The sequence below is a fragment of the Streptomyces seoulensis genome (genome assembly GCF_022846655.1).
Lineage (GTDB): Bacteria > Actinomycetota > Actinomycetes > Streptomycetales > Streptomycetaceae > Streptomyces.
On the sequence record NZ_AP025667.1, the window covers coordinates 1368960 to 1387419 of the forward strand.

At 72.5% G+C, this 18460-nt stretch carries 20 protein-coding genes and 1 tRNA gene; 9 read left to right on the top strand and 12 right to left on the bottom strand.

The annotated features are described in order from the left end of the window. Nucleotides 1-17: 17 nt before the first annotated feature. Both HEK131_RS06285 and HEK131_RS06290 read left to right on the top strand, forming a co-directional pair. On the top strand, nt 18-2459 hold the full coding sequence (locus tag HEK131_RS06285; protein ID WP_244333960.1) for a phosphoribosyltransferase: 2442 nt from the start codon (nt 18-20) through the stop codon (nt 2457-2459). Beyond that, the gene (locus HEK131_RS06290; protein WP_244333962.1) at nt 2459-3292 is read left to right on the top strand and encodes an HAD family hydrolase; all 834 of its coding nucleotides are present in this window, start codon (nt 2459-2461) and stop codon (nt 3290-3292) included. The genes HEK131_RS06285 and HEK131_RS06290 overlap by 1 nt, the downstream gene beginning before the upstream one ends. A gap of 69 nt (nt 3293-3361) precedes the next feature. On the opposite strand, the gene HEK131_RS06295 is transcribed toward HEK131_RS06290, so the two are convergent. From HEK131_RS06295 to HEK131_RS06305, 3 genes are all read right to left on the bottom strand, one after another. After that, nucleotides 3362-3571: an FmdB family zinc ribbon protein gene (locus HEK131_RS06295; RefSeq protein WP_244333964.1), complete on the bottom strand. Its 210-nt coding sequence runs from the start codon at nt 3569-3571 to the stop codon at nt 3362-3364. A gap of 38 nt (nt 3572-3609) precedes the next feature. Continuing rightward, nucleotides 3610-4194 carry a DUF4383 domain-containing protein gene (locus HEK131_RS06300; RefSeq protein ID WP_217462808.1) on the bottom strand — a complete coding sequence of 195 codons (585 nt, stop codon included), beginning with the start codon at nt 4192-4194 and terminating at the stop codon, nt 3610-3612. A 107-nt stretch (nt 4195-4301) separates the two neighbouring features. Next, the gene (locus tag HEK131_RS06305; RefSeq protein WP_217462809.1) at nt 4302-5678 is read right to left on the bottom strand and encodes a hypothetical protein; all 1377 of its coding nucleotides are present in this window, start codon (nt 5676-5678) and stop codon (nt 4302-4304) included. 171 nt (nt 5679-5849) lie between these two features. On the opposite strand from HEK131_RS06305, the gene HEK131_RS06310 reads away from it, so the two are divergent. Beyond that, nucleotides 5850-5921 (top strand) — tRNA-Val (locus HEK131_RS06310). A gap of 125 nt (nt 5922-6046) precedes the next feature. Here HEK131_RS06310 and HEK131_RS06315 read toward each other — a convergent pair. Beyond that, on the bottom strand, nt 6047-6376 hold the full coding sequence (locus tag HEK131_RS06315; RefSeq protein ID WP_217462810.1) for a hypothetical protein: 330 nt from the start codon (nt 6374-6376) through the stop codon (nt 6047-6049). A gap of 69 nt (nt 6377-6445) precedes the next feature. Beyond that, the gene (locus HEK131_RS06320) at nt 6446-7360 is read right to left on the bottom strand and encodes a ketopantoate reductase family protein (RefSeq protein ID WP_244333966.1); all 915 of its coding nucleotides are present in this window, start codon (nt 7358-7360) and stop codon (nt 6446-6448) included. A gap of 96 nt (nt 7361-7456) precedes the next feature. Between HEK131_RS06320 and HEK131_RS06325 the strand changes: the two genes are divergently transcribed. After that, nucleotides 7457-7690 carry a DUF2277 domain-containing protein gene (locus tag HEK131_RS06325; RefSeq protein ID WP_217462812.1) on the top strand — a complete coding sequence of 78 codons (234 nt, stop codon included), beginning with the start codon at nt 7457-7459 and terminating at the stop codon, nt 7688-7690. Between the two features lie 9 nt (nt 7691-7699). Here HEK131_RS06325 and HEK131_RS06330 read toward each other — a convergent pair whose 3' ends face one another. Further along, on the bottom strand, nt 7700-8317 hold the full coding sequence (locus HEK131_RS06330) for a DedA family protein (RefSeq protein WP_217462813.1): 618 nt from the start codon (nt 8315-8317) through the stop codon (nt 7700-7702). A 229-nt stretch (nt 8318-8546) separates the two neighbouring features. On the opposite strand from HEK131_RS06330, the gene HEK131_RS06335 reads away from it, so the two are divergent. Further along, nucleotides 8547-9053: a superoxide dismutase family protein gene (locus HEK131_RS06335; RefSeq protein WP_244333968.1), complete on the top strand. Its 507-nt coding sequence runs from the start codon at nt 8547-8549 to the stop codon at nt 9051-9053. A gap of 131 nt (nt 9054-9184) precedes the next feature. On the opposite strand, the gene HEK131_RS06340 is transcribed toward HEK131_RS06335, so the two are convergent. Continuing rightward, the gene (locus tag HEK131_RS06340) at nt 9185-9637 is read right to left on the bottom strand and encodes a DoxX family protein (RefSeq protein WP_244333970.1); all 453 of its coding nucleotides are present in this window, start codon (nt 9635-9637) and stop codon (nt 9185-9187) included. A gap of 203 nt (nt 9638-9840) precedes the next feature. Beyond that, nucleotides 9841-10485, bottom strand: coding sequence for an HNH endonuclease family protein (locus HEK131_RS06345; protein WP_244451954.1), 645 nt, complete (start codon nt 10483-10485; stop codon nt 9841-9843). Between the two features lie 395 nt (nt 10486-10880). Here HEK131_RS06345 and HEK131_RS06350 point away from each other — a divergent pair, with 395 nt between their 5' ends. From HEK131_RS06350 to HEK131_RS06360, 3 genes are all read left to right on the top strand, one after another. Further along, nucleotides 10881-11462, top strand: a complete 582-nt coding sequence (locus HEK131_RS06350; RefSeq protein ID WP_217462816.1) for a TMEM165/GDT1 family protein — start codon at nt 10881-10883, stop codon at nt 11460-11462. 199 nt (nt 11463-11661) lie between these two features. Further along, nucleotides 11662-12324, top strand: coding sequence for an HAD-IA family hydrolase (locus HEK131_RS06355; protein ID WP_217462817.1), 663 nt, complete (start codon nt 11662-11664; stop codon nt 12322-12324). A 100-nt stretch (nt 12325-12424) separates the two neighbouring features. Next, nucleotides 12425-14464, top strand: coding sequence for an MDR family MFS transporter (locus HEK131_RS06360; RefSeq protein WP_217462818.1), 2040 nt, complete (start codon nt 12425-12427; stop codon nt 14462-14464). On the opposite strand, the gene HEK131_RS06365 is transcribed toward HEK131_RS06360, so the two are convergent. Continuing rightward, nucleotides 14448-14963 carry a GNAT family N-acetyltransferase gene (locus tag HEK131_RS06365; protein ID WP_244333972.1) on the bottom strand — a complete coding sequence of 172 codons (516 nt, stop codon included), beginning with the start codon at nt 14961-14963 and terminating at the stop codon, nt 14448-14450. The two genes, HEK131_RS06360 and HEK131_RS06365, sit on opposite strands and share 17 nt — an antisense overlap. Nucleotides 14964-15012: 49 nt before the next feature. Then, nucleotides 15013-15420, bottom strand: a complete 408-nt coding sequence (locus HEK131_RS06370; protein WP_244333974.1) for a DUF1992 domain-containing protein — start codon at nt 15418-15420, stop codon at nt 15013-15015. 100 nt (nt 15421-15520) lie between these two features. On the opposite strand from HEK131_RS06370, the gene HEK131_RS06375 reads away from it, so the two are divergent. After that, nucleotides 15521-15913 carry a hypothetical protein gene (locus HEK131_RS06375; protein WP_244333976.1) on the top strand — a complete coding sequence of 131 codons (393 nt, stop codon included), beginning with the start codon at nt 15521-15523 and terminating at the stop codon, nt 15911-15913. 11 nt (nt 15914-15924) lie between these two features. Here the strand turns inward: HEK131_RS06375 and HEK131_RS06380 are convergent, their stop codons facing one another. Both HEK131_RS06380 and proP read right to left on the bottom strand, forming a co-directional pair. After that, on the bottom strand, nt 15925-16596 hold the full coding sequence (locus HEK131_RS06380) for an O-methyltransferase (protein ID WP_217462822.1): 672 nt from the start codon (nt 16594-16596) through the stop codon (nt 15925-15927). 164 nt (nt 16597-16760) lie between these two features. Continuing rightward, complete coding sequence (proP, locus tag HEK131_RS06385; RefSeq protein ID WP_217462823.1) at nt 16761-18137, bottom strand: glycine betaine/L-proline transporter ProP; 1377 nt, start codon at nt 18135-18137, stop codon at nt 16761-16763. Between the last annotated feature and the right edge of the window lie 323 nt (nt 18138-18460).

The window sequence follows — 18460 nt, forward strand, 5'->3', positions numbered from 1 at the left end:
GAACCCACAAGGAACGTATGAAGAACGCAGTGAACGACGGCGTCTGGTCCGGCACCTGGGTCGCACGGCGGCTCGGTGTCGAACTGGAGGGCGACGAGCACCTGACCGACCTGCTGGGGATGGCGCTGCGCCGCAACCCCAAGCGGGCCCATCTGCTGGTCTCGAAGGTGCTCGGCAAGCACGTCCCGCAGTCGCCCGCCGTGGTCCACGGCCACGGGGTCCGCCTCGGCCACCGGGTCCGCGCCCTGCTCGGCGACGCGGAGGCGGCCCGCGCGGTCGTCCTCGGGTACGCGGAGACCGCCACCGGGCTCGGCCACTCGGTCGCGGACGGCCTCGCCCTCGCCCCGTACCTGCACTCCACCCGCCGTCCGGTCGCCGGGGTCACCCCGGCCGGCGGCTTCGAGGAGTCCCACTCCCACGCCACCTCCCACCTGCTGCTCCCCGAGGACCCGGCGCTGCTGGCCGGGGACGGCCCGCTGGTGCTGGTGGACGACGAGTTCTCCACCGGCAACACCGTCCTCAACACCATCCGCGAGCTGCACGCCCGCCATCCCCGGCGCCGCTACGTGGTGGTCGCCCTGGTGGACATGCGCTCCGCCGAGGACACCGCCCGGCTGGACCGGTTCGCCGAGGAGATCGGCGCCCGCGTCGACCTGGTCGCGGCCGCCTCCGGGACCGTACGGCTGCCCGAGGGCGTGCTGGAGAAGGGGCAGGCGCTGGTCGCGGAGCACGAGAGCGCGGGCGCGGAGCCCGGCCCGGCACCGCACGGCGAGGTGACGCGGGTCGGGCTGGGCTGGCCGGACGGGCTGCCGGACGGCGGACGGCACGGCTTCACCCCCGCCCACCGCGCCCGGCTGGAGGCGGCGCTGCCCGCCATGGCCGCCCGGATCGCCCAGGCGCTGCCCGCGGCCTCCCGCAGGGTGCTCGTGCTCGGCTTCGAGGAGCTGATGTACGCCCCGCTGCGGCTCGCGGCCGAGCTGGAGCGGACCGTCCCGGCCGAGGTGCGCTACTCCACCACCACCCGCTCACCCGTCCTCGCCCTGGACGACCCCGGCTACGCGATACGCACCCGCCTGGCCTTCCCCGCCCACGACGACCCGGCGGACGGCCCCGGCGAGCGGTACGCCTACAACGTCGCCGGCGCGGGCTTCGACACCGTGGTCGCCGTGGTCGACTCCGCCGCCGACACCGACCGTCTGCACGCCCCGGACGGCCTGCTGGCCCGCCTCACGGAGCATGCCCCGCACGTCCTGCTCGCGGTCGTGCCCGCGCACGCCCCCCACCCCTCCGAAAGGCCGGCCATGCTGCCCGAGCCCCTCCGCGGCCCCGCCTTCTCCTCGTACGCGCCCGACGAGGTCGGCTGGCTGCTCCAGGACCTCTCGGCGGTCAGCCTGGAGGCGCCGACCGAGGAGCGCGAGGAGGCCGTGCAGAACGGCGGCGCGCACTACGCGGAGTCGCTGCCGGTGGAGTACCAGCCCAGCGAGCGCTACCAGGCGCTGTTCCACGCGGCCCTGGACACCTCCGCCGACCGGATCGCCCGCGCGGTCGGCGTCGTCACCGAGACGGTCCTCACCGAGCGGTCCACCCGCCCGGTGCTGGTCTCCCTCGCCCGCGCCGGAACGCCCGTCGGCGTGCTGATGCGCCGCTGGGCCGGGCAGCGCTACGGGGTCGAACTCCCGCACTACGCCGTCTCGATCGTCCGGGGCCGGGGCATCGACGCCAACGCGCTGCGCTGGCTCGCCGCCCACCACGACCCGCGTGATGTGGTGTTCGTGGACGGCTGGACCGGCAAGGGTGCCATTTCCCGCGAACTCGCAGCCGCCATCGAGGAGTTCGAGCGCGCGGAGGGGGTCACCGGCTTCGACCCGGAGATCGCCGTCCTCGCCGACCCCGGCTCCTGTGTGCGCACCTACGGCACCCGCGAGGACTTCCTCATACCCTCGGCCTGCCTCAACTCCACGGTCTCCGGCCTGATATCGCGCACCGTGCTGCGCGCCGACCTGGTCGGCCCGCACGACTTCCACGGCGCGAAGTTCTACCGCGAACTCGCGGACACCGACGTGTCGGTGGCCTTCCTCGACGCCGTCTCCGCCCGCTTCCCCCAGGTGCTGGACGAGGTGGACGCGGCCGTCAAGGAACTGCTCGCCGAGGACCGCTCCCCCACCTGGGAGGGCTGGCGGGCCGTGGAGCGGATCAGCGAGGAGTACGGCATCCACGACGTGAACCTGGTCAAGCCCGGCGTCGGCGAGACCACGCGGGTGCTGCTGCGCCGGGTGCCGTGGAAGATCCTCGCCAAGGCGGACGCGGGCGCGGACCTCGACCACGTGCGGCTGCTCGCCGAACAGCGCGGGGTGCCGGTGGAGGAGGTCGACGACCTGCCGTACACCTGCGTCGGGCTGATCCACCCCCGGTACACCCGGGGTGCCACCGGCGCCGACGGCCGGGCGGTGAACGTCTGATGCCCGTACTGGTGGCCAGCGACCTCGACCGCACCCTGATCTACTCGGCCGGCGCCCTCGCGCTCACCATGCCGGACGCGCGGGCCCCCCGGCTGCTGTGCGTGGAGGTGCACGAGTCCCGTCCGCTGTCCTTCATGACGGAGACCGCGGCTGCGCTGCTGACCGAGCTGGCGGACGCGGCGGTGTTCGTGCCGACGACCACCCGGACCCGCGTCCAGTACGAGCGCATCAGCCTGCCGGGACCGCCCGCCCGGTACGCGATCTGCGCCAACGGCGGCCATCTGCTGGTCGACGGGGTCACGGACGAGGACTGGCACGCCTCGGTGCTGGCACGGCTGGCCGACGAGTGCGCGCCGCTCGCGGAGATCACCGACCATCTGCGCCGGGCCTCCGACCCGGTCTGGCTGCGCAAGCAGCGGGTGGCGGAGGACCTGTTCGCGTATCTGGTGGTCGAGCGGGAGCTGCTGCCCGAGGGATGGGTCGGCGAGCTGGCGGAGTGGGCCGGGGAGCGGGGCTGGACGGTGTCGCTCCAGGGCCGGAAGATCTACGCCGTTCCGCAGCCGCTCACCAAGGGCGCCGCCGTGCGCGAGGTGGCCCGGCGTACGGGGGCGGAGCTGACGCTCGCGGCCGGTGACTCGCATCTGGACGCCGACCTGCTGCTGGCCGCCGACCGGGGCTGGCGTCCCGGCCACGGCGAGCTCGCCGACAGCGGGTGGAGCGCGCCGGCGGTGGGCGCGGTGGCCGAGCGGGGGGTGCTGGCGGGGGAGCGGATCACCCGCGAGTTCCTCCGGGTGGCGCGGGGCGCGGTGGTCCCGGCGCGCCTGCCGGCGTAGAGATGCAGGCGTAGAGGCGCAGAGGTACGGCAGAACGGCACCGGACGGTCGTCCGGTGCCGTTCCCGGCTCAGCCGCAGCAGCCGCCTCCACAGCAGCCGCCGCCTCCGCCCGAGGGGGCCGGGGCGGCGGAGGAGCCGCCCACGGCGACCGCCGAGAGGAGCTTGACCGTGTCGCCGTGGCCCTCGGGGCAGGTGGCGGGGTCGGCGAACTCCGCCATGGGGCGGGCGAGTTCGAAGGTGTCGCCGCAGGTCCGGCAGCGGTACTCGTAGCGAGGCATGCGCACAGGTTAGCCGCCGGACCCGGGGGGCGGGGGTGTCACTCGGCCTTGGTGTCCGGCCCGGTGACGGCGCGCTTGTCCGGGGTGGTGAGGGCGGGCTGTTCGTGCTCGGCCTCGGGGTGCCGGGAGCGCCAGTAGGGGTTGTCGTGCGGCAGGGCCGAGCCGACTCGGCCGTACATGCCGAAGGTCATCAGCAGCAGGCCGACGATGAAGGTGAAGAACACGTTCTGGATCCTGAACGCCAGGAAGTTGTTCTCGGTGTCCAGCAGGCCCAGGTTCAGGAAGCCGCTCAGGATGAACAGCACCCCGAAGACCATGTTCAGGGTCGAGGCGAAGTTGCCGCCGATCACCATGCCCACCAGGAGCACCAGGCCGACGATGATGGAAAGCACGCTCAGCGCGCCGTTGGTGTTCAGCCCGGCCACGGTGTCGCTGCCGACGTTGAAGGCGCCGATGTGGCCGACCACGCCGAGGATGCCAAAGACGAGCAGGAAGAGTCCGATCAGGCCCGCGCCGATGCGGTAGACCAGGTTCAGGCGGTGGTCGACGGGCAGATGCTCGTCGAGCACGGTGCGGTGCCGGGGGGACCGGTCACCGCGCGAGTTCACTGCTTGTGCGGCCATGTCGCCTCCCTGAGGGCGCTTGGCGGAGGCCATCCCGTCCTAATCAATATCCGCCCGGTCCGCCCCCACCGGCAACACGCGCCTCGCCCGTCCGGCCCTGTACCGGGTCAGTGCGCGGGGCCGCCGCGCTCCTCGCGGATCTGCGCGACCACCCGGCCCACCGCGCTCCGCACGGCCTCGGTCTCGGTGAGGAAGTGCCAGTAGTCGGGGTGGCGGCCGCTCTCCAGACCGGCGACCGCCCGGTCCAGCCGGGCCACCGCCTCGTCCAGCGGGCGGGCGTGCCGGGGGTCGGGCGCGGTGCGGCCCGTCATGGCGAGCCGCTGGGCGTCGCGGAGCGCGAAGCGGGTCCGCTCGATCTCCTGCCGGGGGTCCTTCTGGACGGCGTTCAGCCTGGTCAGCCGGTCACCGGCGGCCGAGACCGCCTCGTCGGTGGTGTTCAGCAGGGCCCGTACGGTCGACAGCAGCGAGGTGGCGTCCGGCCAGCGCTGGGCCTCCCGCGCGGTACGGGCCTCGGTCAGCTTGCGTTCGGCCTGGCGGACGTTCTCGGCGGCCTGCTCGGGCACGTGCTGCAGGTCCTGCCAGCAGGCGGCCGTGAACCGGCGCCGCAGCTCGCTCAGCACCGGTTCGACCTGGCCGCTGCGGGTGGTGAGGGCCTGGGCGCGGGTGGCCAGGCTGGACAGACGGCGGTCGATCTCGGCGGCGCGCTCCGGCAGCCGCTCGGCCTCCGCCCGGATCGCCCCGGCCTCCCGCTGCACCCGCTCGGCACGCTCCAGCGTGGCCGGCACGCCGTGCTGTCCGGCGCCCTGGTTCAGCCTGGTCAGCTCGGGGGAGAGGGCGGCGAGGCGGGCGGCGAGGTCATCGGCGCGGAGGTTCTTCTCCCGTACGGCGTCCAGGGCGTTGCTGGCGCCGAGCAGGGCCTGCCGGGCGCGCTCCACGGCGGGGGCGAGCCGGGCCAACTGCGTCTCGGCGCTGCCGAGGAGGGGGCCGAGGGAGGTGCTGAACCGGTCCAGCTCCTGCTTGACCCGGACCAGCTCGTCCTTGGCCGCGGTCAGCTCGGTGCGGGCGCGGGTCGCGGTGGCGGCGTCGAGGTCGTCCCGGTCGAGGTCCTGGGCGTCGACGGCCTGGATGTAGGTCTGGCTGGCCTCGTCTATGCGTCTGCCGAGCGCTTCGAAGTCGGCTCCGGCGCGGCGGCCGGCGGGGGAGTCGTCGACGGCGGCGATCGTCTCGATGGAGATGCGCAGGTCCCGCTGGGCGGTGTCGAGTTCGTAGAAGGCGGCCGCCGCCGCGTCCTTCGCCGCCTGTGCCTCGACCCGCTGGCTCTCGGCCCGCCCGCCGAACCAGCGCCGGGTGCCGCCGCCGGCGAACGCCGAGGTGAGCGCGAGCGCGGCGAGCACGGGGAGGCTCATCAGGGTCAGGGCGTCGCGCACGGGGGACGGCGGGTGCGGGTTGGTCTGCGCTGCTGACGTGCCCGGTGTCGCCGTCACATCCCTCTCCCGTGCCGTGGTTCGCGCTGGGTGGTGTCATTCTCCCACCCGTTGAAGACGAACACACGGCCCGGTCAGTTCACCGTCGGCGCCGTCCCTTTGCGGGGTTTGCGGGACACCGCCCGAGGCAGGGTAGGCTGTCCACTCGTTCCGGCCACGCGCCGGGACCACGGGTGCGTAGCTCAGGGGTAGAGCGCCTGCCTTACAAGCAGGATGTCGGCGGTTCGAAACCGTCCGCGCCCACAGCGAGGATCAGCAGGCCAGTGGCTTGCCGACGGCCCTCCGGAGGATTCCGGGGGGCCGTTTTCGCTGTCCGGGGTCCACGAAGAGTCCACAACGCCACGAGGAGCGCGGCCCCCTGTCGGCGCCTACTCGTCCTCGTGGGCGTGCTTCAGCTTCGCGCGGGCCTGTACGCGGTCCGGTGTCGTCAGCTCGGTCCAGTGGCGGTGGCCGGTGATGAAGATGGCCAGTTCGTGTTCGCGGCGGCGGAGTTTCTCCACCTCGGCCTGTTCGTCGGCGGTCCAGCCGGGGGACGCGGGGCGTTCGATCCTGCGCCAGCCGGTGTCGTCGGTGAAGCCGTCCAGCGGGGCGACCGACCAGGGCAGCCGCTTCAGCAGGGCCGACAGCTCGGCCCTGACCTGATGCAGCTCCTCCTGCCCGGCGAGCAGGTCACTGGGGAATTCATGGGACGCAGGCACACGGCAATAGTACGCCTGTTCGAATTTCAGTGGCGAGCTCCGCCGGGCAGTTCATTCGAACGAGTGGCCTCAGCCGGCGCCGCCGCCCAGCTCCTTCACCAGACGCGCGGTCACCGGCACCGGCACCCCGTGCCGCTCGGCCGCGCGCAGCAACGCGCCGCCGATCGCGTCGAGTTCGAGCGCGCGGCCCGCCTCCGCGTCCCGTTGCATCGAGGACTTGGCGCCCGGCGGGAACATGTCGTAGCGGGCGAGCGACTGAGCCGGGTCCGCCGGGGCGCCGCAGGCGCGGCTGACGGCCGCCGTCTCGGCGACCAGGGCCTCCAGCTCCGTGCGGTACCGCGTGCGGGCCTCGCCGACCGGCACCCCGTAGCGGGTGGTGAGCAGGGCGAACGGGGCGAGGAAGCCCATCTTGGCCCAGAGGGCCGCCGTCTCGTCGTCCACCACCCGCGTCGTCACACCGGCCGCCGAGAGAGCGGTGGCCAGGGTGTCGATCCGGGGGCGTACCGTCGCCGCGCCCGCGAGGTCGATCTCGGCGAAGGGGCTGCCGTGTTCGATCACCACGCCCTCGCCCGCACCGGCCCGGACGCGGGTGGACTCCACGCGGATCGTCGCGGGCGCGACCAGCTCGGGCGCAAAGCGCCTGCGCAGCTCCGCCGGGTGTTCGATCCCGTTCAGCAGCGGTACGACCAGGGCGTCACCGAGCACGGCGGGCGGTACGCGCGTCAGGGCCGCGTCCAGCGTCGTGTGCTTGACGGTGATCAGGCAGGCGTCGACCGGCTCGCGCAGCTCGGTGTCCGCCTCCACGGCCGCCTCGAAGTCGCCGAACCGGCCGCTGCGGACCCGGATTCCGTCACCGCGCAGCGCGTCCGCCGTGGCCTCCCGCGCCAGGCAGATCACGCGGTGCCCGGAACGGGACAGCAGGGCGGCCAGAAGTCCGCCGATCCCGCCGGGGCCCAGGACCGCCACCGTGGGCTTGTCCGTCATGAGGGTTCCTCTCCATCGGTCGGCCCCGGGGTGATCCGGTGGCCGCCTGGAGTCGATCATCGTCCATGCGCGGCCCGGGTGGAGGAGACTTGAGGCATGTGCCGGAGTATCAAGACGTTGCGGCCGCCCGTGTTGCCCGGTGAGGCCACCGAGGACGACATCCGCGCCGCCGCGCTGCAGTACGTACGCAAGGTCTCGGGCTTCAGGGCCCCGGCCGCGCACAACCGCGAGGCGTTCGAGCAGGCCGTGGACGCCGTCACCCGGGCCACGGCGGAGCTGCTGGGCAGCCTGGAGGTGCGGGGAAGGCCCGTACGGGAGGAGCTGGCGTGAGCCGTCGGCTCAGGACTGCGCCGGCCGGCGCCGCATGAGATAGGCCGCCGCCGCGCCCGCCCCGCACAGCGCCGCCACCGAGACGGCCGTGGCCAGCCACGCCGTGCCGAGCCAGCGGGTGCCGTAGTAGCCGAGGGCCGCGCTGTAGGCGGCCCAGGAGAGGCCCGCGAGGGCGGACCACGGGACGAAGTCGCGCGCGCGGCGGTGGGCGGCGCCCGCGCAGAAGGAGACGACCGAGCGTCCGGCGGGGGCGAAGCGGGCGAGGACGACCAGCGCGCCGCCGCCCCGCGACAGCGCCTCGCCGAGACGTTCCTGCGCCGAGGTCAGCCGCCGGGAGCGGGCGATGGCGCGGTCCAGCTTCTCGCCGCCGCGCCAGGCCAGCCGGTACGCGACCAGGTCGCCCAGCACGGAGGCCGTCGCGGCCAGCAGGATCAGGACCAGGATGTCGGGCACGTCGTGCGGGACCTGCCCCGCCGCCGCGCCCGTACCGGCCGCCGCCGCGGTGGCCGCCGCGATGACCAGGACGCCGCTGGGCAGCACCGGCAGGAACACGTCGAGCAGGACCGAGACGGCCACCACGGCGTAGATCCATGGACCGGTCGCCAGCGACCCCACGCTCTCCAGCACGATGACTCCCCGTCGTTCCCCCGATTACAGCCATACAGCGTACGCCTGACCGGTGACGGGAGGTTCATGGGGGGATCAAGTGATCATCACAACATGTTCACGTCAGCCGAAGTCGTATCGCCTCGTACGTCGCGTTTCACCCGTGCGGCGCGCCCGTGGGGCGGGCGAGGCCCATGTCCCGTACCAACATGTGGGGGGCAACACGATCACGGGAAAGAAGGTGTGCTCCATGCTGGCAACCCTGAGCGCGGTCGCGGCGGCGGTGCTCGTGAGCGGTACCGCCGGCGGCTACACCGTCGACGCCGAGGGCCGGTTCGCGCCGCCCGCCGCCTTCATCCCCTCGGCGGCGGTGACGTACGACCAGTCCTACGTCCCGGCCGCCGCCTCGATCCGGGTGCGCCAGCACACCGCTGCGGGCGGTGCCACCACCGTCGACCTGAGCATCACCGGCGTACGCCCCCACCACTCCTTCGGGGCCTACGTCCACGAGCGCCCCTGCGGTGCCCGGCCCGCCGACGCCGGCGCCCGCTACGCGAACCAGCCCGGCGGCGCCGAGGAGGACGCGGTCCGCCTCGACCTCACCACCGACGCCCAGGGCGCGGGCACCGCGAGCGACCACCACGCCTGGGGGCTGCGGCGCGGTGAGGCCGCCTCCGTGGTGATCCAGGACCGCCCGGGCGACGACGCCACCCGCGTCGCCTGCTTCACGGTGCCCTTCGGGTGGGTCACGGAATAGGCGCGGGCGGGCGGCGGGCAAGGCGAGTGGTGCTGAAGTGCCGAGAGTGGTGCTGAAGGGCCGGCGCGCTTCCCGATGTGACGACGAGCGGCACCCCGGGTCCACCGGGGTGCCGCTCGTCGTGCCGGTCCTCAGGCCGCTATCGGCTCCCGCGTCCGCTCCTCCGACGGCGTCACCCGGCGGGACGCCACCACGCGGTCCAGGCCGAAGGCGCCCGAGCCGGTGAAGACCAGCAGGAGGAAGGTCCAGCAGAACAGGACCGAGAGCTCGCCGCCGTTCTGGATGGGCCACAGCGCGGTCTGCTGGTGGACGTCGAAGTAGGCGAACGCCATCGAGCCGGAGGCGATCAGGGCGGCGCCGCGCGTGCCGAGGCCCAGCAGGACCAGGCCGCCCGCGACGAGCTGGATCACCGCCGCGTACCAGCCGGGCCAGGCGCCCGCCTCGATGGTGCCGCCGTGGGTGCCCATGGCGCCGCCGAGCACGCCGAAGAGCGAGGCGGCGCCGTGCGCGGTGAACAGCAGGCCGATGACGATGCGGAAGAGCCCGAGCGCGTAGGGCCGGGCGGCGTCGAGACGTGCGGACATGGGGGAGGTCTCCTCTTTCGGGGCCGGATGTGGGGGCGGCGGGTACCGAACGAGGACCCAGGTTAGGTATGCCTAATCCATACTTGCAAGTTCAACATTCAGCCATGATCGTGACGGGTGGGGCGGGAGCGGCGCGGGGACCCCGGAAAGCGACGACGGCCCGCCCCGGCCGGTGGCCGGAGCGAGCCGTGGGGCGGGCGGGGTCAGCAGCCCGAGAGGTAGCTCGTCAGCGCGCTCTTCTCCGCGGAGTCCACCGACAGGTTGTAGTAGTACTTCACCTGCACCCAGGCGCGGACGTAGGTGCAGCGGTACGAGGTGAGGCTCGGCATCCAGGTGGCCGGGTCCTGGTCGCCCTTGGCCTGGTTGACGTTGTCGGTGACCGCGAGGAGCTGGGGGCGGGTGACGTCGTTGGCGAAGCCCTGGCGCTGCGCCGTCGTCCACTTGCTCGCGCCCGAGTCCCACGCCTCGGCCAGCGGGACGAGGTGGTCGATGTCCACGTCGGAGGCCGCGCCCCAGGTCGCGCCGTCGTACGGGGAGTACCAGCTCCCGCCGGTCGCCACGCACGCGGAGTCGGTGGTGACGTTCGAGCCGTCCCGCTTGAGTATGTACTCGCGGGTGTTGCAGGTGCCGCTGATGGTGATCCAGGTCGGGAACAGGTCCCGGTCGTAGCCGGTGCGGCTCTCCGTGGCGACGGTGAGCTGCGAGAGGTAGCTGCGCGCCGTGGCGCCGCTCACCGGGGTCGGGAGTGCCGCGGAGGCGCTCGGCGGGTTGAGCAGGGCCGCGGAGGCGAGGATGCCGGTGGCGGCGGCGATCACACCCAGACGTCGACGCGCGTAGAACCGCGACAAGCGGGACATGCGGAACATTTGAACTCCCTTGTGGGGTGAGGGTGTTGGCGCGCGGGCAGGGGAATGCTCGCCGTGCGGAGTTGCGGTGGGGTGAGCGCCCGGTAAGAAGCTAGTGACGCGGTCATGACACGACAAGGTTCACGACGGAACTTTCACGTCCCGTACGATGGACGGTGCAGAAGGGGAGTAGCTCTTCGCCGGACCGTCGACATACTGCTCAGCGAGCCTGAGCCGGCGCCCGGAGGCGGAATCCCGTGGGACCCGCCAGCGAGACCTTCGGCAAGCAGTGCACGCCCGTGCCTCCCGGCGCGGGTGCCATGTGTGCTGCCGTGCCGAGGTGTCTCACGCGCGCTGTGCGCGGCTCTCGGCGGGGCGGCCCGACCGATTGAGGAACCTTGATCAGCATCACCGTGACGGCGCTCGTCTTCGGCATCGTCTTCCTCGCCGAACTGCCGGACAAGACCGCGCTCGCCGGTCTCGTCCTCGGCGCCCGCTACCGCGCCTCGTACGTCTTCGTCGGCGTCGCCGCGGCCTTCCTGGTGCATGTCGTGCTCGCCGTCGCGGCGGGCAGCGTGCTGACCCTGCTGCCGCAGCAGATCGTGCACGCCCTCACCGGTGTCCTCTTCCTCGGCGGCGCGGCCGTGCTGCTGCTGAAGCGGGACGAGGACGAGGAGGAGATCAAGAAGCCCGCCGACCAGTCCTTCTGGAAGGTCGCCGGTACGGGCTTCATGCTCATCCTGGTCGCCGAGTTCGGTGACCTCACCCAGATCATGACCGCCAACCTCGCCGCCCGTTACGACGACCCGCTCTCCGTCGGCCTCGGTGCGGTGCTCGGTCTGTGGGCGGTGGCCGGCCTCGGCATCGTCGGTGGAAAGGCCCTGATGAAGCGGGTGCCGCTGCGGCTGATCACCCAGATCGCGGCCCTGCTGATGATCGGTCTCGGCGTGTGGAGCCTGTACGAGGCCATCGCCGGCTGAGCCGGTCCGGCGCGGCTCGCGGGAGGCGTGGTGGCGGGATGCGGTCCGCGTTTTGTACCGTGGAGAAACAAAGTGGCTCCCGCCCGCTTCCCCTGACCGGCGGGCGGGGCCGCCTTGTCCCCGACAGGGACCCCCTTCCAGCCGCCCTGTCTCCCCAAGGGCCCCCTCCGTCGGGGCCCTCTCGTCTTTGGAGCTGCCGATGGCCACCGAGCCCGCCGTTCTCACCGCCCGCGCCCTCCTGCTCGACATGGACGGCACCCTCGTCAACTCCGACGCCGTGGTCGAACGCATCTGGCGGCGCTGGGCCGCGTCCCAGGGGCTCGACGGCGACGAGGTGATGAGCGTCGTGCACGGCAGGCAGGGGCACGCCTCCATGGCGCTGCTCCTCCCCGGCCGCCCGGTCGAGGAGAACCTCGCGGACAACGCCCGCATGCTCGCCGAGGAGACCGCGGACATGGACGGCGTGATCGAGGTGCCCGGCGCCACCGCCTTCCTCGCCGCCCTCCGCGACGCCCCGCACGCCCTGGTCACCTCCGCCGACGTGGCCCTCTCCACCGCCCGCATGGCCGCCGCCGGGCTCCCGCTGCCCGAGGTCCGGGTCACCGCCGAGTCGGTCGGCGCGAGCAAGCCCGACCCCGAGGGTTTCCTCAAGGGCGCGGCGGAACTCGGCGCCGACCCCGCCGACTGCGTGGTCTTCGAGGACTCCGGCGCGGGGATCGCGGCCGGACGGGCGGCCGGGATGCGGGTGGTGGGCGTGGGTCCGCGCGCCGGCGAACACCGCCCCGACGCCTGGGTCCGGGACCTCACCGAGCTGCGGGTGGAGCCGCAGCCGGACGGCACGATCCGCCTTCTCATCGGCTGAGCGGCCGCGCAAGCCGGGCCCACCTCCCCCCGCCTCGACAGGCCGGAGCCCTCCGCACCGCCGAACATGGGGTTAGGCAACCGAGCCTCAGGAGGTCTTCATGGCCCTGGACACGCATGGCGCGGCCGAGGAGGTGCGCCGGGGTGAGCAGGTGAGCGGCAACGTCCTCGTCTCCATCGGGGCCCTGCTGCTCGGGCTGCTGCTCGCCGCGCTCGACCAGACCATCGTGTCGACGGCGCTGCCGACCATCGTCAGCGACCTCGGCGGGCTGGAGCATCTGTCCTGGGTGGTCACCGCGTACCTGCTGGCGTCCACCGCGGCGACCCCGCTGTGGGGCAAGCTCGGGGACCAGTACGGGCGCAAGCGGCTGTTCCAGTTGGCCATCGTCATCTTCCTGATCGGCTCCGCGCTGTGCGGCATGGCGCAGAACATGCCCCAGCTCATCGGGTTCCGGGCGCTCCAGGGCCTCGGCGGCGGCGGGCTGATGGTGCTGTCGATGGCGATCGTCGGCGACATCGTCCCGCCCCGTGAGCGCGGCCGGTACCAGGGGCTCTTCGGGGCGGTGTTCGGCGCCACCAGCGTGCTCGGACCCCTGCTCGGCGGGCTGTTCACCGAGCACCTGAGCTGGCGCTGGGTGTTCTACGTCAACCTGCCGATCGGCATCGTCGCGCTCGTCGTCATCGCCACCGCCCTGCACATCCCGCGCCGCACCTCACGGCATGCCATCGACTATCTCGGCACCCTGCTGATCGCCTGCGTCGCCACCTGTCTGGTGCTGGTCGCCTCGCTCGGCGGGACGACCTGGCCGTGGGCGTCGGCGCAGATCATCGGGCTGGCCGTGGTGGGCGTGCTGCTCGCCGTCGCGTTCGTCGCGGTGGAGCGGCGGGCCGCCGAACCGGTGCTGCCGCTGAAGCTGTTCGGCATCCGCACCTTCACCCTCGCCGCCGCGATCAGCTTCATCGTCGGCTTCGCCATGTTCGGCGCGATGACCTATCTGCCGACCTTCCTCCAGATCGTGCACGGCATCTCGCCCACCATGTCCGGCGTCCACATGCTGCCGATGGTGGTCGGGCTGCTGCTGACGTCCACCGTCTCCGGGCAGATCGTCAGCCGCACCGGCCGCTGGAAGGTCTTCCCGGTCGCGGGCACCGCCGTCACCGCCCTCGGCCTGCTCCTGCTGCACCGGCTCGACGAGCGCAGTTCCACGCTGGAGATGAGCGTGTACTTCTTCGTCTTCGGCCTCGGGCTCGGCCTCGTCCTCCAGGTGCTCATCCTCATCGTGCAGAACGCGGTGTCCTACGAGGACCTGGGCGTCGCCACCTCCGGCGCGACCTTCTTCCGGTCCATCGGCGCCTCCTTCGGCGTCGCCATCTTCGGCACCGTCTTCTCGGGCCGCCTCGGCGACAAGCTCGTCGAGGCGTTCCGGGGCGTCCGGCTGCCGCCCGGCATCTCGGCCGACGCGCTGGAGGCCGACCCGCGCGGCATCGGCGCGCTGCCGCCCCCGCTGCGCCCGGCCGCGCTGCACGCCTTCTCCTCGTCCATCACCGACGTGTTCCTCTACGCGGCACCGGTCGCGTTCATCGGATTCGTCCTCGCCTGGTTCCTCAAGGAGGACCGGCTGCGCGGTTCGGTCACCGCGCCCGACGCCTCCGAGACCATCCCGCCCAACCCGGTCCACCGCTCCTCCTACGAGGAGGTGTGCCGCGCGCTCTCCACGCTGGGCACCCGCGAGGGGCGGCGGGAGATCTACGAGGAGATCACCGCCCGCGCCGGGTACGACCTGCTGCCCGCCGCGAGCTGGATGCTGCTGCGGATGCGCAAGCACGGCTGCGTGGAGCCGTACATGCTCGCCGAGCGCAGCCCCGTCCCGCTCAGCACGGTGCTGGCCGCCGCCCGGCAGGTGGAGGAACGGCGGCTGGCCGCGCGCGACGGCCTGGAGCTGTCGCTCACCCCGGCCGGGGCGGAGGTCGCCGGGCGGCTGGCGCAGGCCCGCGAGGACTCCCTGTCCGAGCTGCTGGGGGACTGGTGGGAGCCCGGACGGCCCACGGACCTGGTGCAGTTGGTCAAGGAGCTCACCGCCGAGCTGTGCGGCTCCGAGCGGGAGCGGCCGCAGGGCGGGGCGGTCAGGAAGCCGGGTTGAGGGTCCCGGCCAGATCCTTGGTGAACCAGTGCTCGGCGTAAGGGTCGGTGTTGTGCCGCTCGGTCTCCGCGTAGCCGAGCCGGGCGTACAGGGTGCGGGCCTCCACGAGGTCGCCGCGCGTGTCCAGGATCATCCGCCGGGCGCCGAGGGCCGTCGCGGCCTCCTCGGCGGCGCGGACCAGCAGCGCGGCACCGCCCCGGCCGCGCGTATGCCGGCGCAGGAAGACACGGGTCAGTTCCGCGGTGCCGGGGTCGAGCAGTCGTACGCCCGCCGTGCCGGCCGGTTCGCCGCCGTACCGGGCCACCAGCAACTCGCCGTTCGGCTGGGCGAGTTCGGCCCCGGAGCGGGCCGCGACCTCCCGCTCCAGCTCGGCCGGGTCGGTGCGGTGCCCCTCGTGCAGGAGGTACCAGCGGTCGCTGACCTCGGTGTAGTACGCCCGCCAGAGGGCGGCGGCCACGGGGGAGTCGTACGGCTCCGGGGCGATGGTCCACGTCGTCATACGCGTCATCCCAGCGGGGCGGGACCGGCCGGGGCAAGCGGTTTCCCGCTCAGGGCGCCTCGCGGCGGCGCCGCCACTCGCGGACCACCTCGTCCACGTCGTACGGCTTCCTGCCCAGCGGCGGACCCGGCGGGGGCCGGAACATCATGTCCTTGATCTTGACGTTGACCGCGCCGATGATCTCCCGGACGGCACGCTCCGAGGGCGCGGTGTACGCCGCCTCCAGCGCGTCCTCGGCCTCCTTGCGCAGGGCGAGCGACGGGGGCAGCACGGCCAGGCCCTCGCGGGCCATCTTCCGCTTCACCCACCACAGTTCGTCGTAGCCGGAGTCCAGCCCGGCGGGCAGCGGTTCGCCCGCGCCGGGCAGCCGGTCGAACTCACCGCGACGCTGCGCGGCGCCGATCTGGTGGTCGACCCAGGACTCGAACGGGACACTCAGTGGCTTTCGCTCGGTCATGACCCTCATTGTGCCGGACGTGGGCGAGCCGGGCGTTCTATCATGCGGCGGCGGTGCGGCGATCCGGGGACCGCGCCAGGAGGCTTCAGGGGGAACACGCGTGCTCGAACTCACCATGGCCGCCGTCTCCAGCGAGGAAGCGGGTGCCACGGCAGGCATGACGATGGCCGAGGCGCCCAGCGAGCCGGGCGCCGCGCTGCGCGTGGGCCGGGACGGTGCCGTGTGCCGGCTCGTCACCCCGGAGGACTGGCTCTTCGTCTCCCGCGTCCACCTGGAGTTCCTGTGCGGCCCCGACGGGGGCTGGCAGCTCTCCTGGCTCCACGGCTCCCAGGCCGACCCCTCCTCCGAGGTCCGCCTCACCGTCGGCGAGTACGCCCAGACCGTCCCCTACGGCGGCACCGTCCGCCTCCCCCGGGGCGGCTCCGGCGAGGTGGTCGTCCAGGACCGTACGGCGCCGCGCAGCGTGAACGTGGGCTTCTACCACGAGCCCTAGGCCCAAGGGCCCTACTCCACGACGCGGGCCAGGGCGAAGCCGTCGTAGCCCTTCGGGCCCACCGTCTGCAGGGCCGTGCCGGTCAGCCGGGGGTGGGTGGAGATCAGGTCGATGGCGGTACGGGTGCCGGTGATGGCGGGGTCGGTGCTGGTGGCGTCGGCCACGTGGCCGCCACGGACGACGTTGTCGAGGACGATCAGGCTGCCGGTGCGGGACAGGCGCAGGGCCCACTCGACGTAGTGCGGGTTGTTCGCCTTGTCGGCGTCGATGAAGACCAGGTCGAAGGGGGCCGGGTTCTCGTCGGCGAGCTTGGGCAGGGACTCCAGGGCCGGACCGACCCGCACGTCCACCATCCGGTCCAGGCCCGCCCGCGCGATGTTGCGGACGGCCACGTCGGCGTGTTTCGCGCTGTGCTCCAGCGTGACCACCCGGCCGTCCGCCGGGAGGGCGCGGGCCAGCCAGATGGTGCTGTAGCCCCCGAGGGTGCCGATCTCCAGCACCGTCCGGGCGCCCTGGATCTGGGCGAGCAACTGCAGGAACTTGCCCTGGGTGGGCGTCACCGCGATGGGCGGCAGCCCGGCCGCGTCGGAGTCGCGCAGCGCGGCCCGCAGGGCGTCGTCGTCCGGTGCGAGACGGCTGGTGAAGTAGAGGTCGACATCGTCCCAACGCTGCGACTCGCTCATGCGTGTGCTGCCTTTCCCGAGTGTCTGCGCAAAGCCTCTTCAAAGGGTCCATGGTGCTTCCCCCGGATGATCCCAGCGCCGCACCCCGGAGGGGCGGAATGACAGAAGTGGGCGCGGGAACCGTGCGTACGGTTCCCGCGCCCACCTCGCCCGGAGAAGGACCCCTACTGCTGGGCCTCCACCGCGGGCGGCGAGCCCGGCAGCGGCCGGCCGGCGGACTCGCTCATCCGCCACACCGCGAAACCACCGATGACGGCGGCCGCCATCATGTAGTACGCGGGCATCATCAGGTTGCCGGTCGCCCCGATCAGCGCGGTGACCACCAGCGGGGTCGTACCGCCGAACAGGGACACCGAGACGTTGAAGCCGATCGACAGCGAGCCGTAGCGCACCCGCGTCGGGAAGAGCGCCGGGAGGGCGGCGGGCATGGCCGCGGTGAAGCAGACCAGCAGCAGGCCCAGGGCGCCCATGCCGAGCGCGACGGCCAGCAGGCTGCCCTGGCGGATCAGCAGCAGCGCCGGGATGGACAGGAACAGGAAGCCCGCACAGCCGGCGGCGATCACCGGACGACGGCCGACACGGTCGGTCAGGGCGCCCGCGAACGGCTGGACGATCATCATCAGGGCCATCACGCCGAGCACGACCAGCAGACCGTGCGTCTCGTCGTACTTCAGCTCACTGGTGAGGAAGCTGGGCATGTACGACAGCAGCATGTAGTCGGTGACGTTGAAGACGAGCACCAGGCCCATGCACAGCAGCAGCGACTTCCACTGGCCCGTGACCATCTCGCGCAGCGGCACCTTCGGCCGGTTGGTCTCGGCCTTCTCAACCTCGGCTGCGAACGCCGGGGTCTCCTCCAGGCGCATCCGCAGGTAGAGGCCGATGATGCCCATCGGACCGGCGATCAGGAACGGGATGCGCCAGCCCCAGGAGAGCAGGTCGTCGGAGGAGAGCAGGGCGGTCATCAGCGTGACCAGACCCGCACCGCCGATGTAACCGGCCAGCGTGCCGAACTCCAGCCAGCTTCCGAGGAAGCCGCGCTTCTTGTCCGGGGCGTACTCGGCGATGAAGGTCGAGGCGCCCGCGTACTCACCACCGGTGGAGAAGCCCTGCACCAGGCGGGCCGCCAGCAGCAGCAGCGGCGCGCCGACGCCGATGGAGGCGTACGACGGGATCAGGCCGATGGCGAACGTGCCCGCAGCCATCATGATCATCGTGACGGCGAGGACCTTCTGGCGGCCCACCCGGTCGCCCAGCGGGCCGAAGATCATGCCGCCGATCGGCCGGACGAGGAAGGCCGCCGCGAAGGCGCCGAACGTCGAGAGGAGCTGTGCAGTCGCGTTCCCGGAAGGGAAGAAGACTTTGCCGAGAGTTACGGCGATGTAGCTGTAGACACCGAAGTCGAACCACTCCATCGCGTTGCCGAGCGCGGCCGCCTTGACGGCACGCTTGACGAGCGCGGGGTCGGTGACCGTGGGCTCTGCCTGGGCCTTCGAGGTCCGAAGAGTCTTCGGACTGGGACTGACAGCGGTGGCGGCCAAAACGGAACTCGCCTGCCTTTCGACGGGGACACGGGCAACGCCGGACGACGACGGCGAAGACGTGCGTCAGGCAGAAAAGAGACGATAGGAGAGTTTCGGCCCCTTACGTCCCGTGCGCGGAACGTTGCTTTCTGCAAAGAAACCGCGTCTACGCTGGTACATCTGCCCTGTTCCCCGTACATGATCCCGACCAAAAATGTGATCCATGTCGCGCCCCCGGAGGGAAACCACGCCCTCCTCGGACGGATGTTTACCGGACAAATGCGCGAGAGGTCACCAGATAGGTCGAATCTCCTCGTGGACGGGTAAACGGGATCTTCGGC

Excerpts from the sequence above, each read along its gene's own strand:
- HEK131_RS06325 (WP_217462812.1), top strand. The coding sequence starts at position 7,457 with ATGTGCCGGAGTATCAAGACGTTGCGGCCGCCCGTGTTGCCCGGTGAG.
- HEK131_RS06370 (WP_244333974.1), bottom strand. The coding sequence starts at position 15,420 with ATGACCGAGCGAAAGCCACTGAGTGTCCCGTTCGAGTCCTGGGTCGAC.
- HEK131_RS06365 (WP_244333972.1), bottom strand. The coding sequence starts at position 14,963 with ATGACGACGTGGACCATCGCCCCGGAGCCGTACGACTCCCCCGTGGCC.
- HEK131_RS06295 (WP_244333964.1), bottom strand. The coding sequence starts at position 3,571 with ATGCCTCGCTACGAGTACCGCTGCCGGACCTGCGGCGACACCTTCGAA.
- HEK131_RS06360 (WP_217462818.1), top strand. The coding sequence starts at position 12,425 with ATGGCCCTGGACACGCATGGCGCGGCCGAGGAGGTGCGCCGGGGTGAG.
- HEK131_RS06320 (WP_244333966.1), bottom strand. The coding sequence starts at position 7,360 with ATGACGGACAAGCCCACGGTGGCGGTCCTGGGCCCCGGCGGGATCGGC.
- HEK131_RS06300 (WP_217462808.1), bottom strand. The coding sequence starts at position 4,194 with ATGGCCGCACAAGCAGTGAACTCGCGCGGTGACCGGTCCCCCCGGCAC.
- HEK131_RS06335 (WP_244333968.1), top strand. The coding sequence starts at position 8,547 with ATGCTGGCAACCCTGAGCGCGGTCGCGGCGGCGGTGCTCGTGAGCGGT.
- HEK131_RS06340 (WP_244333970.1), bottom strand. The coding sequence starts at position 9,637 with ATGTCCGCACGTCTCGACGCCGCCCGGCCCTACGCGCTCGGGCTCTTC.
- HEK131_RS06290 (WP_244333962.1), top strand. The coding sequence starts at position 2,459 with ATGCCCGTACTGGTGGCCAGCGACCTCGACCGCACCCTGATCTACTCG.
- HEK131_RS06380 (WP_217462822.1), bottom strand. The coding sequence starts at position 16,596 with ATGAGCGAGTCGCAGCGTTGGGACGATGTCGACCTCTACTTCACCAGC.
- HEK131_RS06285 (WP_244333960.1), top strand. The coding sequence starts at position 18 with ATGAAGAACGCAGTGAACGACGGCGTCTGGTCCGGCACCTGGGTCGCA.
- HEK131_RS06355 (WP_217462817.1), top strand. The coding sequence starts at position 11,662 with ATGGCCACCGAGCCCGCCGTTCTCACCGCCCGCGCCCTCCTGCTCGAC.